General features: G+C 34.0%; 17 protein-coding genes. 2 read left to right on the forward strand and 15 right to left on the reverse strand.

Annotated elements, in window-relative coordinates; all coding sequences use genetic code 11:
- The first annotated feature begins 30 nt into the window (after positions 1-30).
- On the forward strand, positions 31-1,296 hold the full coding sequence (hutI, locus tag JNUCC83_RS06875) for an imidazolonepropionase (protein WP_454459316.1): 1,266 nt from the start codon (positions 31-33) through the stop codon (positions 1,294-1,296).
- A gap of 78 nt (positions 1,297-1,374) precedes the next feature.
- Here the strand turns inward: hutI and JNUCC83_RS06880 are convergent, their stop codons facing one another.
- The 8 genes from JNUCC83_RS06880 to ftcD form a co-directional block, all read right to left on the reverse strand.
- Complete coding sequence (locus JNUCC83_RS06880) at positions 1,375-2,253, reverse strand: YitT family protein (RefSeq protein ID WP_079347588.1); 879 nt, start codon at positions 2,251-2,253, stop codon at positions 1,375-1,377.
- Between the two features lie 24 nt (positions 2,254-2,277).
- On the reverse strand, positions 2,278-3,576 hold the full coding sequence (gene hisS / locus JNUCC83_RS06885; protein WP_454459317.1) for a histidine--tRNA ligase: 1,299 nt from the start codon (positions 3,574-3,576) through the stop codon (positions 2,278-2,280).
- 130 nt (positions 3,577-3,706) lie between these two features.
- Positions 3,707-5,260, reverse strand: coding sequence for a histidine ammonia-lyase (gene hutH / locus JNUCC83_RS06890; protein WP_454459318.1), 1,554 nt, complete (start codon positions 5,258-5,260; stop codon positions 3,707-3,709).
- Positions 5,261-5,328: 68 nt separating this feature from the next.
- On the reverse strand, positions 5,329-6,684 hold the full coding sequence (locus JNUCC83_RS06895) for an APC family permease (protein ID WP_454459319.1): 1,356 nt from the start codon (positions 6,682-6,684) through the stop codon (positions 5,329-5,331).
- A gap of 86 nt (positions 6,685-6,770) precedes the next feature.
- Complete coding sequence (locus tag JNUCC83_RS06900) at positions 6,771-7,382, reverse strand: HutD family protein (RefSeq protein ID WP_454459320.1); 612 nt, start codon at positions 7,380-7,382, stop codon at positions 6,771-6,773.
- Between the two features lie 14 nt (positions 7,383-7,396).
- Positions 7,397-9,073 carry a formate--tetrahydrofolate ligase gene (locus JNUCC83_RS06905; protein ID WP_454459321.1) on the reverse strand — a complete coding sequence of 559 codons (1,677 nt, stop codon included), beginning with the start codon at positions 9,071-9,073 and terminating at the stop codon, positions 7,397-7,399.
- Positions 9,074-9,117: 44 nt separating this feature from the next.
- Positions 9,118-9,744, reverse strand: a complete 627-nt coding sequence (locus JNUCC83_RS06910) for a cyclodeaminase/cyclohydrolase family protein (RefSeq protein ID WP_454459322.1) — start codon at positions 9,742-9,744, stop codon at positions 9,118-9,120.
- Positions 9,745-9,757: 13 nt separating this feature from the next.
- On the reverse strand, positions 9,758-10,657 hold the full coding sequence (gene ftcD, locus JNUCC83_RS06915) for a glutamate formimidoyltransferase (RefSeq protein WP_454459323.1): 900 nt from the start codon (positions 10,655-10,657) through the stop codon (positions 9,758-9,760).
- Between the two features lie 586 nt (positions 10,658-11,243).
- Here ftcD and glmL point away from each other — a divergent pair.
- Positions 11,244-12,593, forward strand: coding sequence for a methylaspartate mutase accessory protein GlmL (glmL, locus tag JNUCC83_RS06920; RefSeq protein WP_454459324.1), 1,350 nt, complete (start codon positions 11,244-11,246; stop codon positions 12,591-12,593).
- 130 nt (positions 12,594-12,723) lie between these two features.
- On the opposite strand, the gene JNUCC83_RS06925 is transcribed toward glmL, so the two are convergent.
- The 7 genes from JNUCC83_RS06925 to JNUCC83_RS06955 form a co-directional block, all read right to left on the reverse strand.
- The gene (locus tag JNUCC83_RS06925; RefSeq protein WP_454459325.1) at positions 12,724-13,017 is read right to left on the reverse strand and encodes a hypothetical protein; all 294 of its coding nucleotides are present in this window, start codon (positions 13,015-13,017) and stop codon (positions 12,724-12,726) included.
- A 90-nt stretch (positions 13,018-13,107) separates the two neighbouring features.
- Positions 13,108-14,613: a M23 family metallopeptidase gene (locus tag JNUCC83_RS06930; RefSeq protein WP_454459326.1), complete on the reverse strand. Its 1,506-nt coding sequence runs from the start codon at positions 14,611-14,613 to the stop codon at positions 13,108-13,110.
- Between the two features lie 188 nt (positions 14,614-14,801).
- A complete protein-coding gene (locus JNUCC83_RS06935) occupies positions 14,802-15,521 on the reverse strand; it encodes an MIP/aquaporin family protein (RefSeq protein WP_454459327.1) in 720 nt (239 codons plus the stop codon).
- A 7-nt stretch (positions 15,522-15,528) separates the two neighbouring features.
- On the reverse strand, positions 15,529-17,355 hold the full coding sequence (glpO, locus tag JNUCC83_RS06940) for a type 1 glycerol-3-phosphate oxidase (RefSeq protein WP_454459328.1): 1,827 nt from the start codon (positions 17,353-17,355) through the stop codon (positions 15,529-15,531).
- A gap of 17 nt (positions 17,356-17,372) precedes the next feature.
- Positions 17,373-18,878, reverse strand: coding sequence for a glycerol kinase GlpK (glpK, locus tag JNUCC83_RS06945; protein WP_454459329.1), 1,506 nt, complete (start codon positions 18,876-18,878; stop codon positions 17,373-17,375).
- Between the two features lie 151 nt (positions 18,879-19,029).
- Positions 19,030-20,523 (reverse strand): helix-turn-helix domain-containing protein, encoded by a 1,494-nt coding sequence (locus JNUCC83_RS06950; RefSeq protein WP_454459330.1) that lies wholly within the window; start codon positions 20,521-20,523, stop codon positions 19,030-19,032.
- Positions 20,513-21,823 (reverse strand): NAD(P)/FAD-dependent oxidoreductase, encoded by a 1,311-nt coding sequence (locus tag JNUCC83_RS06955; RefSeq protein WP_454459331.1) that lies wholly within the window; start codon positions 21,821-21,823, stop codon positions 20,513-20,515. Before JNUCC83_RS06955 ends, JNUCC83_RS06950 begins: the two co-directional genes overlap by 11 nt.
- Positions 21,824-21,850: the final 27 nt, after the last annotated feature.

Genomic DNA, 21,850 nt, shown 5'->3' on the forward strand with positions numbered 1-21,850 from the left:
AGTATAGAAATAAAAAGGAGGAACTTTTTCATGCAAGCAGATAAAATATTAGTACATTTTAGTCAAATTTTTTCACCGATAGATAAACAACGCGCTTTAAAAGGAAGCGAAATGTCTGAGGCAACCATTATTGAAGATGGGTATATCGCGATTAAAAATGGTAAAATCCTCAAAATCGGTAGTGGACAACCTGATGAGTCACTAATTGGTGATCATACTAAAATCCATGATTATACAGGAAAACTTGCAACACCAGGATTGATTGATTGTCATACTCACTTAGTATATGGTGGCAGTCGTGAAAATGAATTTGCCAAAAAATTAAATGGTGTCTCTTACCTAGATATCTTAAAAGAAGGTGGCGGTATTTTAAGTACTGTACGCTCAACAAAGAATGCTTCTTTTGACACACTTTACGATAAATCAAGTCATTTATTAGATGAGATGTTAATTCACGGTGTAACAACGGTTGAAGCCAAAAGTGGTTATGGTCTTGATTGGGAAACAGAAAAAAGACAAATGAATGTGGTAAAAGAATTAAATCATACTCATCCAATTGATTTAGTGTCAACATTTATGGCAGCTCATGCCATTCCTGAAGAATTTAATGGAGATGGGGATGCGTTTATCGATCAAATCATCACTGAGATGCTTCCAAAAGTAAAAGAAGAAAAATTAGCTGATTTTTGTGATATTTTCTGTGAAACTGGTGTATTTACAGCAGAACAATCTCGTCGCTTACTTCAAGCAGCAAAAGACTTAGACTTCAAATTACGGATCCATGCTGATGAAATTGATTCAATCGGTGGCGTAGACGTTGCAGCTGAACTTGAAACAGTGAGTGCGGAACATTTAATGGCTGCTACTGATGAAGGAATCAAAAAAATGAGTGACGCAGGTGTTATTGGTAACTTATTACCAGGGACAACGTTCAGTTTAATGGCTGATACTTATGCTCCTGCTAAAAAAATGTTAGATGCTGGAATGGCGATTACCCTGTCTACTGACTCAAACCCTGGAAGCTGCCCGACAGCTAATATCCAATTTATTATGCAACTTGGTTGTTTCAAAATGCATTTAACACCAATCCAAGTATTTAATGCTGTGACAATCAATGCTGCTTACTCAGTTGGTTTAGGGGAATCAATCGGAAGTTTCACAGAAGGAAAACGTGCTGATATTGCCGTGTTTGATGCTCCAAATATTGATTACCCATTGTATTTCTTTGCAACAAACTTAGTCGAAGATGTTTATAAAAATGGAGAATTGGTTTCAAAAAATCGACAACTTGTGTAAGTCTTATTTTTACCTGTCATGTGAAAATGAGTTTATAAAAAGCCACCTAGCAAATCGCTAAGTGGCTTTTCTATTGATTTAAAATTCAAAATCATCAAATTTTCCAATTGTGTGGACATTTTCTGAGATACTAACAAAGGCCTCATTATCCGCTTCTTTGATTGCTTCTTCCAATAATGGCATTTCATAACGTGTAATAACCGTCAAAAGAACCACTTTTTCACGGTGATCATACGCTCCTTCTGCTTCATTTAAAATCGTCACACCTCGAAGTAATCGCACCTTAAGTTCGGCTATCACTTTTTCAGGCTGTCTAGTAATGATTAAAGCTTGCATTTTTTGTTGTTTAGTAAAAATAAAGTCAGTCACTTTTCCACTCACAATAATTGATAGCAAACTATAAAAAGCATACGGAAAACCAAATAGATAGCCTGCTGCTATTACAATAATCCCGTTGATTACCATCGAAATTGAACCGATACTACGCCCTGTCTTGCGTCGAATCACAATAATCCCAATATCAAGTCCACCTGTAGCAATACCATTTTTTAGTGCTAACCCTAAGGAACTACCCCCTATTGCCCCACCAAACAGTGCACAGATAATTGGGTCTTTAGTTAGTACAATTTCAGGTACAATGCTAATTGCAAGGGATGCCGCTGTCACACTTATTAAAGTAAAAATGACAATTTCTTTATTCATTTTTCTCCAACCATAAATTAAAAATGGTAGATTCATCAAATAATAAATGACCGATATCGACAAACTCACGCCAAACCATTTTTCAAAAACAGTGTTTACTATTTGAGAAAAACCAGTGATACCACCAGTATAAATTGAAGCTGGATGCCAGAACATGTTCAAAGCAATCGCGTATAATAACGCGTATAAAAATATAACCGTTAATTTACGAGTATAATCAGCAATGGTACTAGAGTCCTTGCTAAATCGTTTCATGATAAGTCTCCTCCAAAGATACGTTTACTCTCCTATAATGTTGTTGTAAACATTGCTAAAGGATGTATAAACATCATCTAATGAAACGGTTGTCTCTTCACCTGTCACCATATTTTTTACACGAACAATTTTTTCTGCTAATTCTGATTCACCAATAATCAAAACAAGTTTAGCATTTAATTTATCTGCAGACTTGAACTGAGCTTTTGCTTTACGATTTAGAAAATCTCGTTCACAAACAAATCCTGCTTGTCTTACTGCTTGAGCTAATTTTAAACTTTCACAGTTTGTCTCTTCACCTAGGCCAACAACATATACATCCACGTTGTTTGCTTCAGGAATTTCGACTCCTTCAGCGTCCATTGTGATTAAGACACGTTCAATTCCCATACCAAACCCAAATCCTGAATCATGACTATCTGGTCCATTAAATTCTGAAACCAATCCATCATATCGTCCACCAGCACAAATCGTCGTAATGGCACCATTAAACCCAGGAGCATTACTCATAATTTCAAACACAGTATGATTGTAGTAGTCAAGACCACGAACCATTCTATGATCGACTACATATTCCACACCCATTGCATCAAGTAATGATTTCACTTCTGTGAAGAAAGCAGTTGATTCTTCATCAAGGTAATCTAAAATTGATGGGGCATTCTCGACAATTTCTTTATCTTTTTTATCTTTACTATCTAATACTCTAAGTGGGTTAGTATGTAAACGACGTTTTGAGTCATCACTTAATTGGTCACTTAAAGGCTCTAAATAATCAATTAAGGCTTGGCGATAAACCATGCGATTTTCTCGTGTTCCAAGTGAGTTAATCACTAATTGAGTATGTGTCACGCCTAAACGTTTAAAGAAATCTAGTGCAACCAAAATCCCTTCAACATCTGTTGCTGGATTACTACTACCTAATACTTCAATCCCCATTTGGTTAAATTGACGTAAACGTCCTGCTTGAGGGCGTTCATAGCGAAACATTGGGCCAATATAAAAAGCTTTAAACGGATTTTGATGTTCCGGTCCGAATAATTTATGCTCAACGTATGAACGAACTAATGGAGCAGTTCCTTCAGGTCTAAGCGTAATATGGCGATCACCTTTGTCTTTAAAATCATACATCTCTTTTGTCACGATATCAGTTGACTCACCAACACCTCGTGTAATAACTTCAATATGTTCAAACATTGGCGTTCTGACTTCATGAAAGTCATATTTTTTTAATACGTCACGTGCAGTTGATTCTACAAACTGCCATTTTTCTGATTCACCTGGTAAAATATCGTTTGTTCCTTTTGGTTTCTGATATTTCATCGTCATACACCATCCTTTTCTCGTTATATTCATACTACATAATATTGATTCGATACTCAATAGTTATCACGACTTATTTACAAATAAAGCTCTGAATCTTAATCAATTCAGAGCTTTATAAGTGGTTTATTTATTTTCCAAAATCAAATTCGATATCTAAGTCTACAACTTCTTCAACAGCTTTTAATAATTCGCCATTGATTAATACATCTGTGGCTTTTTCTAATTCATCATACATTTCAATGTCTTTATCTAAATCAATGAATTTCACATATTTTCTAAATACGTCATACGCTACTTGAGTTCCTTTACCTAATACACCACGGTCTTTAATGAAGTCAATAGCTTGACATGCTGCCATCATTTCAGTTGCGACGATACGACGAGAGTTTTTCGTAATATCTCTAGCAGTTCTAGCTGCTGTTGTTCCCATACTGACAAAGTCTTCTTGGTTTTCACAAGATGTAATTGAATCCACACTTGCTGGATGTGATAAGATTTTGTTTTCTGATGCTAATGATGCTGCAGCATATTGTGTAATCATAAATCCTGAGTTAACGCCTGGATGTTTCACTAAGAATGAAGGCAAACCACTTAAGTTAGTATTTACCAAACGTTCCACACGACGTTCAGATACGTTACCAATTTCAGCAGAACCAATTCCTAAATAGTCAAATGGTTGTGCCATTGGTTCACCGTGGAAGTTACCTCCTGAAATAACATCTCCACTACGAGTGATAATTGGATTATCTGTTACAGAGTTAATTTCGATTTCCACTTTTTTCTTCACGTAAGCCACAGTATCTTTACTTGCACCATGAATTTGAGGCATACAACGTAATGTGTAAGGATCTTGTACACGTTCAGCTGTTGCTTGTGTTGTTAAGGTACTTCCTTCTAACATGTGACGAATATTTTTCGCTGTTGCAAGTTGCCCACTTTGAGGACGAATAATATGTAATTCTTCATCAAAGACATTTACAATACCATTGTGTACTTCTAATGATAATGCTCCAGCAATGTCTGAAAGTTTTAATAACTCGATTGAATCATGTGTTGCTAATGCGCCGATTGCAGTTAAAACAGTTGTGCCGTTAATTAAAGCCAAACCTTCTTTTGCTTCTAAGTGAATCACTTCAACACCAGCACGAGCCATTGCTTCTTTGCCTTCAAGCAATTCACCATTGTAATAAGCACGTCCTAATCCTAGCATTGGTAACACCATATGTGATAATGGTGCTAAATCTCCTGAAGCTCCTAATGATCCTTTTTCAGGGATATGTGGCACGACACCTTTGTTTAGCATTGCCATCAATGTTTCAATAGTGCTTAAGCGGATACCTGAGTAACCTTTTAATAAAGAGTTGATACGGATTAACATAATAGCACGTACTTCGTCTTCTCCTAAAGGATCACCAAATCCACTTGAATGAGTACGAATTAAGTTTTCTTGTAATTGTCTAGTTTCTTCTTGTGGGATACTTACTTTAACAAGGGAACCAAATCCAGTATTGACACCATAAGTTACTTTTTTACTTTCGACAATATCATCAATAATTTTTCTTGAAGCATTGACTGCCTCGATTGCTTCTTGTGATAACGTAATTTTTGCCCCTTTTCTAGCTACCTCTACCACTTGTTCCAATGTTAAATCGTTACCTGTTAATGTAATTACTTCAGTCATTACTATTTCCTCCTAAACTCATTTTCAACTTAATAACTCACTTCACTCATTTAATACTCTTTAACCCTTTATTTCGCTTTACTTGCGTTTTTACCATTTAGTACAAAATAGAATATTGCAGCAATCACAATACCAATACCACCAGCAATTAAACTCTTACTATTGGCACCCATTGCAAGCATCCACACACTAACTACTACAGCAAGTATTGGAATCACTGGGCCAAATGGTAATCTAAAAGCTGTTTGAACACCTGGATTTTTCTTACGTAAGAAGATAACGGCGATTGCGGTTGGAATATACTGAATAAATCTAAATACTACACTTAATTCTGCTAATTGTTCGAAACTTCCACTTAATAATAATAAACAAGTTAATATACAAGAGATGATAATTGCCACATAAGGTGCGGCTTTTTTATTTTTCTTAGAAACAATTTTTGGTAGTAATCCCTCATCAGAAATACTTGCACCATAACGAGGAATCATCATTGAATCCCCAACATTTAATCCAAGTATTGAAATGAGTGCACCAATGGAAATAATCCATCTACCAGCAGGTCCTATCATCATAGCAAACGCATCTTGTACAGGGGCATTTGTTTCTAAAATACCTACGCCAAGCATCGCAATTGTTCCAGCAATAATCATGAAGTAAAGAATTGATACGATACTAATTGAGCCCATAATCGCTTTGGGAACATTTTTCTTCGCATTTCTCATCTCACCAGCTACAACGGGTAAAGCTTCAAATCCAATGAACGCATAGAATACTGTCATTGAAGTTCCAGCCATTGCTTTAGATATGGTCATACCTTCTTTTAATTGTAAGAATGGTGTAAAGTTACCAGCGTCAAAACCATTTTTAATAAAGAAAATACTCATAAAGGTAAACGCAATAATAGGAATCAATTTTGCGATTGTGATACTTATGGTAAAAATTTTGGATGTTTTAAGTCCGGTACTATTAATAATAGATAATAATATCACTAAAATAACACTAATCGCTTTATTATGCCCTTCTAATGCAGGTATTGTAACAATTAAAAGTTTGGCAAATCCTGCTGCCATTGCTGACCATGCGATAATCGTTACAAACCAACCTAATAGTCCAACGATAAATCCAACTAAATCACCAAAAGCTGATTTAGAATATTGGAACGCACCACCATTTTTGTCAAAATAACACGCCACTTCAGCAAAACATACTGCCAAAAGTAACACCAACACCGCATCAAATACCATGGCTAATAGAGAAGCTGGTCCTAAATCTCGATAAATTGTTTGTGGTAATAAGAAAATACCTGAACCAACTACTGCATTAATACCGTAAAGTGTTGCACCACCTAAACTAAATTTTGAACTTTCTGAGTCTATTTCGGTTAATTTAATCTCATCAACCGGTGTTTTTGTTTCGGTAATCATAAGGGGCCCCTTTCCGATCATCTGATCGTTAACATAATTTGTTCATTTTTAATATATAAAAATGCTTCCTATCCAAATTATTTTTATTAGAGCGACTTTTCATTTTTCCAAACAACAACTTCGACAACTGCAGGTGATTGTTGTGGTTGATGAGATTCTATACTAATCATCGAAATCGTACGACCCTCGTCTACCATAACACAATCTCCAGCTTCCAACTTTGCAATATGTTCTCCCTCTTGGTCTGTATAAGTCATTAATCCATCCGTTAACATATAATAAAAATATCTAATACACGGTAATAATTGTCTTTTTTTAACAGTTGACATAGCAGACATTTCACTAACATAGGTTGGTTTAAAAATAACGTTAAAGTCTTGACATTTTCCTACGCTTTTTGTTTTGTCTGATCCATCAAAAGCATCAACTTCAAACGGTTTCATTTTTTTATTCACAGTATTAGATGTTGATTCATGTGTTAACTCTAGCGGATAATTCAATGACATCAACAAACGGTTATAGCCAGGTAACGCTGAAAAGATACTTTCTTCTACTTCTACAGAAGCTGTAGAAATTCGGTAGTCAAACTTGCCAGGCTCATACTTACCTGTTGGTGGGTGGAGAAAGACTTGCGTCGTTTCTCCACCACTCCAACACGATGTTTGATGATCATTTTTTCTTAATAAATGATACGCCATCTTTTTTCCCTCTACTAGAATAATCCAGTAATGTTACCTTCTTCATCAATATCAATTCTTTCAGATGCAGGTGATTTTGGTAATCCAGGCATTGTCATAACAGCTCCTGTTAAGGCAACAATAAAGCCTGCTCCAGCTGATACTTTAAGATTTTTAATGGTAATAGTAAAATCTTTTGGTGCACCAACAAGGGTCGCATCATCAGAGAATGAATATTGTGTTTTTGCCATACAAATTGGTAATTTATCATAGCCTAATTCTTCTAATTGTTTCAATTGTTTTTTAGCTGGTCCAGTTAATTCAATTCCTTTACCACCATAAACTTTTTGGACAATCTTAGTTAATTTTTCTTCGATTGAATCATCTAAGTCATAAACATAACTAAAGCTATTATCTTGTTCTGCTAATTCCATTACTTTTTCAGCTAACTCAATACCACCTTCACCACCGTTAGCCCAAACATCAGATAAGACTACTTCAACACCACGTTCTTTACAAGCTTTTTCAACTGCTTCAATCTCAGCATCTGTATCTAATGGGAATTTGTTGATTGCAACGACAACAGGCAATCCATAAACTTCTTGAATATTTTCAATATGTTTATCTAAGTTAGTTAATCCTTTAACAACTGCTTCCACATTTTCTGGTTCTAATTCTTTTTTAGGCACGCCACCATGCATTTTAAGAGCACGAATCGTTGCAACTAATACAACTGCATCTGGTTTAATATTACCTAAGCGACATTTAATATCGATGAATTTTTCTGCACCTAAGTCTGCACCAAATCCTGCTTCTGTAATGGCATAGTCTGCATATTTCATTGCCATCTTAGTTGCAATGATACTGTTACATCCATGTGCAATATTAGCAAATGGTCCACCATGGATAATTGCTGGTGTATGCTCTAGAGTTTGAACTAAGTTTGGATGAATGGCATCTTTAAGTAATGCAGCCATCGCACCTTCTGCTTTCAAGTCTCCTGCAGTCACTGGTTTTCCTTCAAAGTTGTAAGCAACTACCATATTCTTAAGTTTTTCTTTTAAATCTTCGATGTCATTTGATAAACAGAGAACTGCCATAATTTCTGAAGCCACTGTAATATCATAGCCATCTTCTCTTGGAACACCATTCACACGGCCTTGTAATCCATTTACAATATGACGTAATTGACGATCATTCATATCGACTACACGTTTCCATGTAATATTACGACTGTCAATTCCTAGTGCGTTTCCATGATGAATGTGGTTGTCAATCAATGCTGCAAGTAAGTTATTTGCTGCGCCAATCGCATGGAAGTCACCTGTAAAGTGTAAGTTAATATCTTCCATAGGGACAACTTGTGCGTGTCCACCACCAGCTGCGCCACCTTTAACACCAAATACTGGTCCTAATGAAGGTTCACGTAAAGCAATCATCGCTTTTTTCCCTAATTTAGTAAAAGCATCAGCTAACCCAACAGATGTTGTTGTTTTTCCTTCTCCAGCTGGAGTTGGAGTAATAGCTGTTACTAAAATTAATTTACCATCTTTTTCATTTTCTAATTTTGTTAGATTACGTGCATCTAATTTTGCTTTATAATTTCCGTAAAGTGTTAAATCTTCTTCTTTTAATCCTAATGGAGCCGCTACCTCTTTAATTGGTTTCATTTCAACTGAATTTGCGATTTCGATATCTGATAAATGTGTCATAACTTTTTCTTCAACCCTTCCATTTATTAATTAATAACTTTAATTTACACTACTTTTAACGTTTCTTCATAGATTTCATCGGCTAATAAACAACCTTTTGCTAGTAACTTTTCTCCATCTTGTCGATAAGATGAAACAAACTCTTCGTTTTTAATGCCTGATAAGTTAATCAAGACATTTAGCCATGCACCTTGTAAACCAGCTTTTAAGTTTAAAGCTGCTACACCCAAGTCACTTGCTGCATTAATGTTTGATTTACCCACTGCTCGTTTAGTTACTTCTAGTGCTTCAACCATTAATTTCATCATATCTAGTGGTGATTTAGCAGCACCTTCTAATGCTGATTGCATTGCCGCACGTCTTGCTGCCTTTTCATCATCTGTTTCTTTTGGCATACTAAAGACTGCTGAGACCACATTAAATGCTTCAGTATCTTTATCAATCGCTTCTAATAAATGTTTTTGAAGTTGTTTTGTTTCATCGAAAACTAATTTAATGTCATCTTCATATTCAGCATATTTCTTTTTACCGATTGTTAACTCACATACCATTTTTGTTAAAGAAATCCCCATTGTTGCAGATAACGCCGCTGCTGAGCCTCCACCAGGAGCTGGAGCATCTGATCCCAATGTTTCAACAAATTCACTTACTGTTAATTCGACTAATTTCATCTTTAGCAACTCCTTAATTTAATAAATGATTTTCTAGTACTTGTTTACCATAATCAAAATCTTCAACTTGTAAATAATATTCCGCGCAATCTATTAAAGCTTTTGCTGGAGTTAATCCAATAATTTCACTACCAATAATATTGACACCATAACGTTTTGCTTCAAAACGAATCGTTTCAAACACACGATATAAAGGAGTTCCCTCAAAATTGACCATATTCATTGAAACTTGTGCAATGTTTCTATCTTCTAACATCACGCCAATACCTTTACAATATTTGAATCCACCACCAGATGCACGGATAATACGAGCAATCTTGTTAGCAATATCAATGTTATCAGTATCTAAGTTTACGTTAAATGCTACTAATGGCATTCTAGCACCAACTGCTGTAATCCCTGCTGTAGGGTGAATAGCTCTCTCTCCAAAATCCGGTGCCCATTCTTCTTCTTTAAGTTTTTCAGGCATTCCTTCAAATTGTCCTTTACGAACTTTAGCAAGGTTTTTACGTGTTGGAGCCGAAGCTGACTCTTCATATAAGAAAATTGGAATATTTAATTCATCATTTATTCGTTTAGCAACTTTTTTAGAAATATCAATACATTCTTCTAACGTAACATCTTTAATAGGAATAAATGGAACAACATCAGTCGCTCCCATCCTTGGATGTTCTCCTGTATGTTTTGTCATATCAATGTTTTCACTTGCATATTTTACTAATTGAAAAGCGACTTCTTGAATGCCATCTTCATCACCTACTAGTGTAAAAACACTACGGTTGTGACTTTTGTCAGATGAGTGATCAAGTAAAGTGACTCCACCAACGCTTTTTGCTACGGAAACTAACCCATTAATGACTTCTTCATTTTTACCTTCACTAAAATTTGGAACACATTCAATAATTTTTGCCATAATAAACGACATCCTTTCAAAATATGATTTTAATACACGTAAAACTATGTACAAATACTATAACCTACTTTTATACTAAAAAGTAAGATTTTACTTTTTTCACTCCTTTATTTTCTTAAAATAAAGCACACTCTTTTTAGATAGCGCTTTCATAAACAACCAAAGAATAGCACCCTTTAAATAACAAGTCAATAGCACATATTGATTAAAATACACTCCTAGTTACTTAGGCTAATAGTTTATTTTTTAAAAGAATTTTATTGTTATAGCCAAAAGAAAAAAGTCTAAAAAAAGCGAAATTAATCATCAAAAAACTTTTGACCTTTTTTTGACAACTGTGCCATTCAATGAGGTTGAACCGTTGACAAAACTTGATTTATAAAGTCTTTTAATAATAGATACTTATTATAAATTGCCAACAATCCATATCCTATAGGAAATAAATCATATAACCATAAAAAGAAAAAAAGGAAATAAAAATCTAAAAGCAATAGTTTTATAAAAACGAGCTTTGACGTTTTTTAGTTAGATAAACTTGGTTAAAAAAATAATTAAATAACAAAAAATATTTTTAGAGGTGATAAAAATGACAAATTACTTACTAGTTGATTTTGGCAGTACCTTTACGAAATTAACTGCTGTTGATAGTCAAAAAAGAAGTGTTTTAGCAACAGCCAAATCTTACACTACAGTTGAAACAAATGTCCTCATCGGCTATAAAAAAGCGTACGATGATCTCCAATATAAGCTAAATAATTTGGTATTTGATGAAATATTAGCTTGTTCTTCTGCAAAGGGCGGTTTCAAAATGGTTGCTATTGGTTTATCGCCAACACTCACTTCCGAGGCTGCAAAGCGAGCTGCTTTAGGTGCTGGAACAAGAATTTTAAAAGTTTTTAGCTATGGATTAACACACGAAGACATCAAAGAAATTGATGCTCTCAAGCCAGATGTTATTTTATTAAGTGGTGGAACAAACGGCGGAAACGAAAAAAATATTTTAAATGACGCTAAGTTATTAAACGAACTTTGTTTACATATACCAATATTAGTGGCCGGAAATAACGACGCTTACCCTAAAATAAAAGCGATTTTAAAACAAAATTGTAATAATTTCCATTTTACAGAAAATGTCATGCCTCAAATTAATCAGTTAAATGCCGAACCAACTAGAAAAATTTTACGTGATATATTTATTAATAATATTATTAAAGCAAAAGGTATGGGAGACGTTCAAACTCAAATTACCGGGGAAATCCTCCCTACACCAACGGCTGTTTTATACGCTGCCCAACTATTAGCTGAAGGAACTCTAAATAAGCCAGGGTTTGGCAATACGTTAATTATTGATATTGGTGGAGCAACCACTGATATTCATTCTATCGGAGAGGGTAAAAAACCATCAGACAATATTATGTTTGATGGATTAGAAGAACATTACTGCAAACGAACAGTGGAAGGTGATCTAGGGATGAGGTATTCTGCTAATAGTCTTTTGGAAAGTGTGACATATTCATCTTTTAGTGATTATATTGACTTAAATGAAAATGTTCTAAAAGAAAAATGCAACTTTAGAAGTCTACATCCAAACTATATAGCAGAAACTCCCGAAGAAATAGAATTAGATAATACCATTGCAAAACTAGCTGTAAAAACGGCTATTTCTCGACATGCCGGTTATTATAAAAAAGAACAAACACCATCACGAGTCATCTATCATCAATACGGCAAAGATTTACGACAGTTTCATACAATTATAGGAACTGGTGGAATAATTGTTCATAATAAAAAACCTGAAAACATTTTAAAATCATTATTTTCTCTTACTGATGATTTAACTTTAACACCGGAACAAAGTGACTTATACATTGATAAAGAATTAGCTTATGATTTAGCTTTAAAACATTTAAAAAAGTTAAACTCAAAAAGAGATTGACCCAAAAGTCTCTAAAATAGAAAAATCCCATAAAATCAGTTTATTAAAACACTGACTTCATGGGATTTCTGTTTTATTAGTTTAGTGATTTTCATTTAAAACGTTGCTTTTGGGGCAGCCTCTTTTTAAATTAGAAGTAATTAGTAATAAATGCTACAGTTTCTGCATCTAATCCTAAATCAGCAAAATCATCTTCAAATTTATCAAGTTCTTTTTCTTCGTACTTATCATATTTGTCAACATCATGTAATAAACGTTTGATTTCATGTAATGCTCTTCGTTGAACATACCATTTTTTAATCTCATGTTTTTTATCAGGGGCAGCCTCTAAACTAATTTCTTCGTCTAAGTATTTGTCTAATTTTTCCATTACTTTTGCAATATCATCTAATACTTTTTCTTCTTTTTTTTCATAGTTTGTCATAGAACTCTCCTCCTAAATTTTTATTACACCTCAATTCTACTACTACTTCTCAAAAAACGAAAATGATAACCCTCTAAAAATAATTGTTATTTAAAAATCAAAATATGAAGATGGATTTAAATAATGTTTCCACATATCTGTACTAATACCAAAATGTAAATGACTTCCTGTTGAATTACCTGTACTACCTACTAATCCAATAACATTTCCACTTGTTATTTTTTCACCAAGAGAGACATTTATTGCATTAAGATGGAAATAATTTGTGTACAAATCATTCATATGTTTAATAATCACGTAATTACCTGCTGAAGGATCAAATCCTGTACCAACAACTACGCCATCACTAGATGCTAAAACTGGTGTGTTAGCTGCTATAGCCAAGTCAATACCATCATGATGTTCACTTCCTCTATAGCCAAATGGACTAGAAATTACATATTTTTCATCTAAAGGTAAAGCAAAATAAGCCGTTTTTTTAGTCTCTGGGTTCATAATCTCATATGTATCGATTTCTCTATTGTCTTTTGTCACACGTTTTCCTTTTTTTACTGCCTGATCAAAATAGGTTAAGTCGTATGTGTCTATCAACGCATTTAATTTTTCATCGTATCTCGTATCAGTTGCATAACGTCCTGTTAAATAAGCTGTGGCTTCTTTGTAAGTTTTTGCTTCTTTTTTACTTGCGCCTTTATAAAAATCTTCATTTGAAGAAATACCTTTTTTCATTAATTCCGCATAGTCTTCTAGCGATTCTTTTACTGAAGGGTATTTTCTAAATTTGGCATGAATACCGTATAGTTGGCCAGCCCCATTATCTTCTAGTGTATAAAACGGTGCTGACTCTCCTTTGTATTCTCCTTTTATCCCAAAAAGATTATAATTTGGATGCGTCGATAAAGAACTTTGACCACTACCTGATTCCAAAATAGCTTGTGCGATCATAACAGATGCGTATAAATCATATTCTTGACCAATTTTTCTAGCAGCCTCACCAATCTCATTGATAAACTCTTGCGTCGTTTTTGTCACAGCAAAAGTGATAGGAGAATTATCTTTATTTACTGTTACAACACTTGTATCCCCAAAATAAACATTATCAGATTGTGCAGGAACACTAGTAACTGGTTTTGCTTCTGGTTTTTGCTCTGGTTTCTCTTCTGTTTTTTGCTCTGGCTTCTCTTCTGGTTTTTGTTCCGGTTTCTCTTCCGGTCTTTGTTCTGGCTTCTCTTCTGGTTTTGATTCTGGCTTCTCTTCTGGTTTTGATTCTGGCTTCTCTTCTGGTTTTGATTCTGGCTTCTCTTCTGGTTTTGATTCTGGCTTCTCTTCTGGTTTTGATTCTGGCTTCTCTTCCGGTTTTTGCTCCGGCTTCTCTTCCGGTTTGTCTTCTGATGTTTCTTCAGTCATACCAACATTAGTAGATTCTTGATTTGCATCTAGAACACTTTCCTCAACATTAGTCGATGTTTCTGATACTTCTTGACTAACTAATTCATTATCCGATTTATTTATTTCATTAGCTTGTACAATGCTACCTACCGATAAACTTTGACATACTAACGTTGATAATAATATATATGGTGTAATTTTTTTCATTTCTTTGTCCCCTAACAATAATTTTTATACAAAAGGTTACAACCTCTTTATAAGTAACATCTTTGTTTATATTATGAGTTATTTGTAAAACAAATACAAGTTAATAACACAAAACTAGTATATTTTTTATATTAAAAAAACTGTCAGACTAGAATGATCTACTCTAACAGTTTCTATTAATTTTATTTCTATAATGGGATCATCATCCAGACAGCTGCTGCTAACGCGCCACCAACTAATGGTCCAACAATTGGTACCCATGAGTAGCCCCAATCAGAACCACCTTTATTTTTGATTGGCAAAATTTGATGAGCAATACGTGGCCCTAAGTCACGGGCTGGGTTAATAGCATAACCTGTTGGTCCTCCAAGTGATAACCCAAGTGATAAAATCAAAATACCAACAACAACTGGATTAAAACCGTCAGCAAATGTATTTTGTCCAAATGATAATAATCCAAATACTAACACAAATGTTCCAATAGCCTCAGTCACTACATTTGACGCATAATTTCTAATCGCAGGCCCTGTTGCAAAAGTACCTAAAATAACAGCTTCATCTTTTGTTGCTTCAAAGTGTGGTAAGTATGTTATCCAGACAAAGATAGCACCCACTATCCCACCAAGTACCTGAGCGATAAAGAATGGTAAAACCAAATTCCAAGAAAAATCACCAGCAATAGCTAAACCTAGAGTAACCGCAGGATTTAAATGAGCTGGTCCCATAAATCCGGATACATACACAGCAATGGTAACTGCTGCTCCCCATCCTAGTGTAACAGCAACCCATCCAGCACCTTGAGCTTTACTTTTGTTCAAGCTGACTGCTGCAACAACGCCATCTCCAAGTAATACCAATATTAATGTTCCTAAAAACTCACTAAAAATTTGTAAATTTGTCGCATCCATTGTATTCTCACCCTTCTGTCTTTAAATCATCTAAATTTGATTTAGACATTTCCTTTTCTAACTCTTTTTTATAATGTTCCGTTTCTGCTTTTGTCCAATTAAAATATTCAGACATTGCAATAATAATAGCTTCTTTAATTTCTTCTAAGCGGTTACGTTTGAACAACAAATAGTTCGTACGACGTAACACATAATCAACGGGTGTCAGCGTCAACTCTTCTTCAAGCGCATACATTAAACTCATTGACTCAGCTTTTGATAAGCCTGAAAAATTAGCAGAAGTATACGATACAACTTTCTTAGTATTTGCACCATATAGATTAGCAATATCTTCTGCCTCAGCTTCGGATAAGCCAACTTCTTTGGCAATTTTAGTAAATTCTTCTGTCATTTCACCAACCTTAGTAGCATCAAACTCACCACCAGAAACAGGATAATTTTTTGAGTCTACTAACGTATATTCTTTATTAAATTGCTCTTTTAATAGAGAAGCAATCACTTCAAGTGCCCCTTCAGCCATCAAACGATAATCAGTAATTTTCCCACCAGCTAATGTTACTAATCCATCACTTGTAACATCTAAACTACTTCCACGAGAAACAGATGATGAAGAAACTTCTTTTTCTCCACTACTTGTTTTCACTTGTTTGATAGTTTTTTCGATAGTTTCTTTAGAACCTTCACCAGACTCAAATTCTTTTACAGATTGGATAACCAAATCTAAACTTTCATCAGATAATTTTGTGTTTGATCCACCATTATAATCTGAACCAGCATTTCCTGAGATCAATGGTCTAAGTCCTGCCCAACTAGCTTCAATATCAGATAAAGTGATATGTCTATCTGGGAATCTATTATTGACAACTTTTAATAGATAATCAACATCTTCTTGTGTCACTGTTGGATTCATTAGATCCCCAGTATAGTCTGTATCTGTCGTTCCAAAGTATGTTTTGTTTTCTCTTGGAATAACAAATACCATACGACCATCCGAAAGACCTGTATCAAAATAAACGGGTTGAATCACTGGTAACTTATCATAATCAACAACCAAGTGAACACCTTTTGTCGGTCTCATCTGACTAGTCACACTATCATCTTTTGATAAATTACGAATGGTATCACTCCATGGACCAGTCGTATTTACTACAACATTAGCATGAATGTCATAGCTTTCATTAGTTAACATATCAGTAACATGGACACCTGAAATTTTACCTGTATCATCATAGATAACCCCTGTTACTTTTGTTTTACTTAACAAATATGCTCCATCTTCATGTGCTTTTTTGATATTTTCTATCACTAACCTTGCATCGTTGTTTTTAAAATCAAGATAGATACCACCACCAAGAAGTTTTTCTTTAGATAAATGAGGGCTGACTTCTAACACTTCTTCTTTTGTTAATAATCTATTTTCGTATTTTGTCCCAGTAACATGAGCTAATTGATCATATAAATCCATTGCTACTTTAAGTGAGAACAATGAAAAAGTATTATTCGGCTCATCATAGATTGGTAACAACATCGGATTTGGTTTCGGAATATGAGGAGCTATCTTTTGCACATTTGCACGTTCATTCACAGTATCCGAAACTACTTCGACATCAAAGGTTTTTAAATATCTGATTCCGCCATGAACTAACTTTGTTGAGCGAGAAGATGTTCCTTCAGCAAAATCTTGCATTTCAACCAATGCTGTATTCATCCCAGAAGCCGCGGTCTGCAATGCCAGACCCGCTCCTGTAATCCCCCCACCAATAATTAATACATCAACAGAATGATTTTTTAAATAGTTGATACATTCTTGTCTTGTTTTTAAAGAAAAACTCATTTTTATCAGTCCTTAAGTTATTTAATTCGTTTAAACATTTGTGTTGCTTTCACAGCTTCTTTCCAACCTTCATACAATTCAGTCCGTTCTTCTTCAGACATATTAGGTGTAAAGGTTTCGCCTTCTTGAGTAAATTCCTTCAATTCATCTAAGTCTTTCCAAAATCCAACAGCTAAACCAGCTAAGTACGCTGCTCCTAGTGCGGTTGTTTCAAGATTTGACGCGCGTTGTACATTGATATCTAATATATCTGCTTGGAATTGTAGCAATGAATTATTGTTAGCTGCTCCACCATCAACTTTAATCAATGGAATTTTCACACCAGCATCTTTTTGCATTGTATCAATGACATCTTTTGATTGATAAGCAATTGCTTGTAAAGTTGCTTTGACAAAGTCTTCTTTTGTCGTACCACGTGTTAAACCAAATACTGCACCACGAGCTTCTGAATCCCAGTACGGAGCACCTAATCCGGTAAATGCCGGGACAACATAGACACTATTGTCACTAGTTGATTCATTGGCTAATTGTTCTGATTCAGCAGATGAATCAATCATACGTAAGCCATCTCTTAACCATTGAACAGCTGATCCAGCAACAAAGATACTACCTTCTAAAGCGTAATAAACTTTACCGTTGATGCCATAACCAATTGTTGTTAATAATTTATTATCTGATAGTTGTGGTGTTTCACCTGTATTCATCACGATAAATGCACCAGTTCCATAGGTATTTTTGATAGAACCTTCTTCAAAGGCTAATTGACCAAATAAGGCTGCTTGTTGATCCCCTGCCATACCAGCAATTGGTACTTCACTTCCATAGAAGTGGAAACTTTGTGTGTAACCATAAATTTCTGAGTTGCTTTTTACTTCTGGCAACAATGATTTTGGAATGTTTAATAATTCTAAAATATCATCATCCCATGTTAAATCATGGATGTTATACATCATTGTTCTTGCAGCATTTGAATAATCTGTTACGTGAGTTACACCGTTTGTTAATTTCCATAATAACCACGTATCAATTGTTCCAAAAGCTAATTCACCTTTTTCAGCTCTTTCTTGTGCTCCCTCAACATGATCTAAAATCCAACGAACTTTAGTTGCTGAAAAATAGGCATCGACCACTAATCCAGTTTTTTTATGAATCATATCTGCGTAACCGTCTTCATTTAACTTTTCAGCTAATGGAGCAGATTGTCTTGATTGCCATACCACTGCATTATATATTGGTTTACCAGTTTTTCTATCCCAAATGACTGTTGTTTCTCGTTGATTTGTAATACCTATACCTTTAATTTGTGTTGGTCGAACACCTGACTCAATTAAAGCGCCAGCAATGACTGATTGTACGGAATTCCAAATTTCATTGGCATTATGTTCTACCCATCCAGATTCAGGGAAGATTTGTGTAAATTCTTTTTGCGAGCTCCCAACACTTTTTCCAGCTTTATCAAAAATAATTGCTCTAGAACTTGTTGTGCCTTGATCTATAGCCATAATATACGTTTTTTCTGTCATGATAATTCCTCCTAAACACTTAAGATAGCGTTTTCTTTTCGATAGATTCATTCTACCCTTTTTTTTATAAAACAAACAGTCAATATTTATTTAATTTTAAAAATTATTGACTGTTTCGTGTTTGTTTACAACTAAATACTAGTTATACCAATTATATATGAATTTTCTTTAGATTAAGTTCTTTGCCCATTTTACGAGTTGAAATTTCTCTAATTAATTGTGTAATATGGATAACATCGTACATGGTCCCTAACTCAGATAATAAATAAATCTCAGATTTTATATTTTGTAAAGCCTTATTACTAATCACTAAATCATATGTTTTATCTTTATCATACTCTGAACAAGTTACTCCATTTAAACAATTGATTTCTTTGATTAAACGAGTTGTTGCGACTTCTTGGTACACATCTTCTAATATCAATTTCACGCCAATTGTCACCGTACGATTAATTTGACTATCAATTAAAGCAATCACATGTAAATATTGTAATTTTGCATACTCAATAAGTGAGCTATTTTCCTCTTTAGTAAGTCCTAAATAATCGCCTTCAATAGAATCAAATAAAGAATTTATTAAAGGTTGTATAACATGTGCTGACCAGTCTTTTTCTGTTTCAAATATATAATCGCGTGAAAGAACCTCTATAATACCTCTAAAAAAATATAACCTGTAATGAATACGAGATAAGTAATAATTGACTTGATTTTCTAATTGGTGTGACAGTTTAAGTGGGGCATAATATAAAATTAATGATTCTAAAATAAATGTATCAACTAATCCCACTGGACTAAATTTAGACCTTAAAATGGTGTATTTATAGAAATCTTTTTGTGACAATGACTGAAAACTCATTAAAAAGCAAAAATGTATCATTGCTTCCTCTTCATCAATTTCAACAGCATAGTGACCTAATACGCGTAGGACGATTGATTTTAATTCCAAATACAGTGTATCTTTCTCATAAGGAATCATATGTTCTTTTAGTACTGTATAAATAGGCACAGAATAGCTAATTCTCTTTTTAGAGATAATCAACCAAAGATTTATCCGCTTTACATTTTGCTTAGAAAATGAAACATCTAATCCTCTTTCAATTGCTTGAATAAGTGACTGTTGCTTCAATGAGACCTCTTTATTGTTATAATCATCTAGGTACCAGTAAAAAAGATAATAAAAATACCTAATTTGGCTTTCTTCTCCAACTAATTTTCCTTGCCAAATTGTTAATCCAAATTCTTTTAGAGAGACATTTAATTCTTTAATTTTACGAAATAGTGTTGATTCACTAATTCCGATACGACTTGTTAATGCCACTGTTGAATACTCAAAATGATGGTATAAATAATCCATAATTTGATATTTAATTGACTGTTTATAAAATAACGTTTCAATCATCGTTATTGAAAAACTCGGTGCCAACTCTAAGCTAATATTTACACCATCATAGGATAACTTGGCTAATGATTCATAAACTTTATTTATCCATAGAACATCTTCAATATATGTTTCAAGGGAAGATTTACTGATTTCTAATTCCTTAACGAGAGTTGAAACATCACACGTACCACCCTTTAACATCAAGAATTTAAGCATCATCAATTGTTTCGCTTCTTTTTTTTCAAGTAACTCCTCAAACCTCACGACACTCATCCCCTTTTTCAAACACATCGGAAAAATCTAGTGACGTATTAGCAAAAACAGCATTGTAAAAATGAGGTAACTGACTTAACGTTCTTATATCAATTTCCTCTTTAATCATTAACGCAAACGTATTTATCTTATCGAGTATCGGTTCTTTAGATATCAATTGGACGCCAAGTAATTGATAATTTAAACTATCATAAACTAATTTTACATTAACCGTATTTTTTTTAATGGTTGATAGTGGTAACTTAAGTATCACACTGTTAACTGGTGCTTCATATAAAAAACTCTCAGATTCCATTAATCCAGTGCTCGCTAGATAATAATCAAATAATTTAATACCTATTGTTTTTAACATTGGTCTAAGTGGTTCATTCTTTTCCATAATATTTTTTGCACACGTGATACTCGTCTGAACAGCATTAACAATTAGTGGCGCATAAATTCTGGTATTAAACAGAAAACTTGGCACTTGAATCAAGTCACCTATAGCGTAAACATTCGAAATAGATGTTTCCAAATAATCATCAACGTATAAGGTATTGTCACTGTTTGCTCTAAGCTGATCTTTAAAAATAGACAACTCTGGACGAACGCTGTTAGCGCTCAATATAAGTTTTTTTGATATATCCACTGTGTTTCCACTTGATAATACTAATTCAGATTCATTAATTTCCTTCACTGTCTCACTAAAATGAAAGGTTAAATTTTCTATATCCCCTGTTTTTGTATAAAACGATTCTAAAAAATCTTTATCAAAATACTTATACAATGGATAATCCATCGTTTCAATAATATCCACTTTTTTCCCTTGATTAACCAATCCACTCGCAAGTTCCATCCCTGCTTGACCAGCACCGATGACTATCACTTCATCTACCTCGTTAAGCCGATGTAAAGTCAATTCTGCAGATTCTTTGTCTTTGTATGTCATCATGTGATTGTATATGTCATCCATTTTAGCTGATTTTTGTGATGATCCTGTAGCAAGAACTAATTTATCATAATTTTCTTGACCATTATTTGTCATTATTGTCTTCTCACCAAAATTGTAAGAAAACACCTCAGTATTGGTTAATACTCCAATTCCCATTTTTTCTATTTTTTCTTTATCCATAAAATAAGCATCATCTAATGAACTGATTTCTTCAATTAAAACCATTGACAATCCACTTGGTATATAGCCTATTTTTTCTTTCTTTTCTAATAAAATAACCTCAAAAGATGGATGTAGTTCCTTTGTTTTAAGCGCACAATGAATGCCTGCAAAAGAACCTCCAACAATTACTATTTTCATTTGTATTCCTCCATCAATTCGTTAAAA

This window comes from Vagococcus sp. JNUCC 83, assembly GCF_053667615.1.

Excerpts from the sequence above, each read along its gene's own strand:
- hutI (WP_454459316.1), top strand. The coding sequence starts at position 31 with ATGCAAGCAGATAAAATATTAGTACATTTTAGTCAAATTTTTTCACCG.
- JNUCC83_RS06880 (WP_079347588.1), bottom strand. The coding sequence starts at position 2,253 with ATGAAACGATTTAGCAAGGACTCTAGTACCATTGCTGATTATACTCGT.
- hisS (WP_454459317.1), bottom strand. The coding sequence starts at position 3,576 with ATGAAATATCAGAAACCAAAAGGAACAAACGATATTTTACCAGGTGAA.
- hutH (WP_454459318.1), bottom strand. The coding sequence starts at position 5,260 with ATGACTGAAGTAATTACATTAACAGGTAACGATTTAACATTGGAACAA.
- JNUCC83_RS06895 (WP_454459319.1), bottom strand. The coding sequence starts at position 6,684 with ATGATTACCGAAACAAAAACACCGGTTGATGAGATTAAATTAACCGAA.
- JNUCC83_RS06900 (WP_454459320.1), bottom strand. The coding sequence starts at position 7,382 with ATGGCGTATCATTTATTAAGAAAAAATGATCATCAAACATCGTGTTGG.
- JNUCC83_RS06905 (WP_454459321.1), bottom strand. The coding sequence starts at position 9,073 with ATGACACATTTATCAGATATCGAAATCGCAAATTCAGTTGAAATGAAA.
- JNUCC83_RS06910 (WP_454459322.1), bottom strand. The coding sequence starts at position 9,744 with ATGAAATTAGTCGAATTAACAGTAAGTGAATTTGTTGAAACATTGGGA.
- ftcD (WP_454459323.1), bottom strand. The coding sequence starts at position 10,657 with ATGGCAAAAATTATTGAATGTGTTCCAAATTTTAGTGAAGGTAAAAAT.
- glmL (WP_454459324.1), top strand. The coding sequence starts at position 11,244 with ATGACAAATTACTTACTAGTTGATTTTGGCAGTACCTTTACGAAATTA.
- JNUCC83_RS06925 (WP_454459325.1), bottom strand. The coding sequence starts at position 13,017 with ATGACAAACTATGAAAAAAAAGAAGAAAAAGTATTAGATGATATTGCA.
- JNUCC83_RS06930 (WP_454459326.1), bottom strand. The coding sequence starts at position 14,613 with ATGAAAAAAATTACACCATATATATTATTATCAACGTTAGTATGTCAA.
- JNUCC83_RS06935 (WP_454459327.1), bottom strand. The coding sequence starts at position 15,521 with ATGGATGCGACAAATTTACAAATTTTTAGTGAGTTTTTAGGAACATTA.
- glpO (WP_454459328.1), bottom strand. The coding sequence starts at position 17,355 with ATGAGTTTTTCTTTAAAAACAAGACAAGAATGTATCAACTATTTAAAA.
- glpK (WP_454459329.1), bottom strand. The coding sequence starts at position 18,878 with ATGACAGAAAAAACGTATATTATGGCTATAGATCAAGGCACAACAAGT.
- JNUCC83_RS06955 (WP_454459331.1), bottom strand. The coding sequence starts at position 21,823 with ATGAAAATAGTAATTGTTGGAGGTTCTTTTGCAGGCATTCATTGTGCG.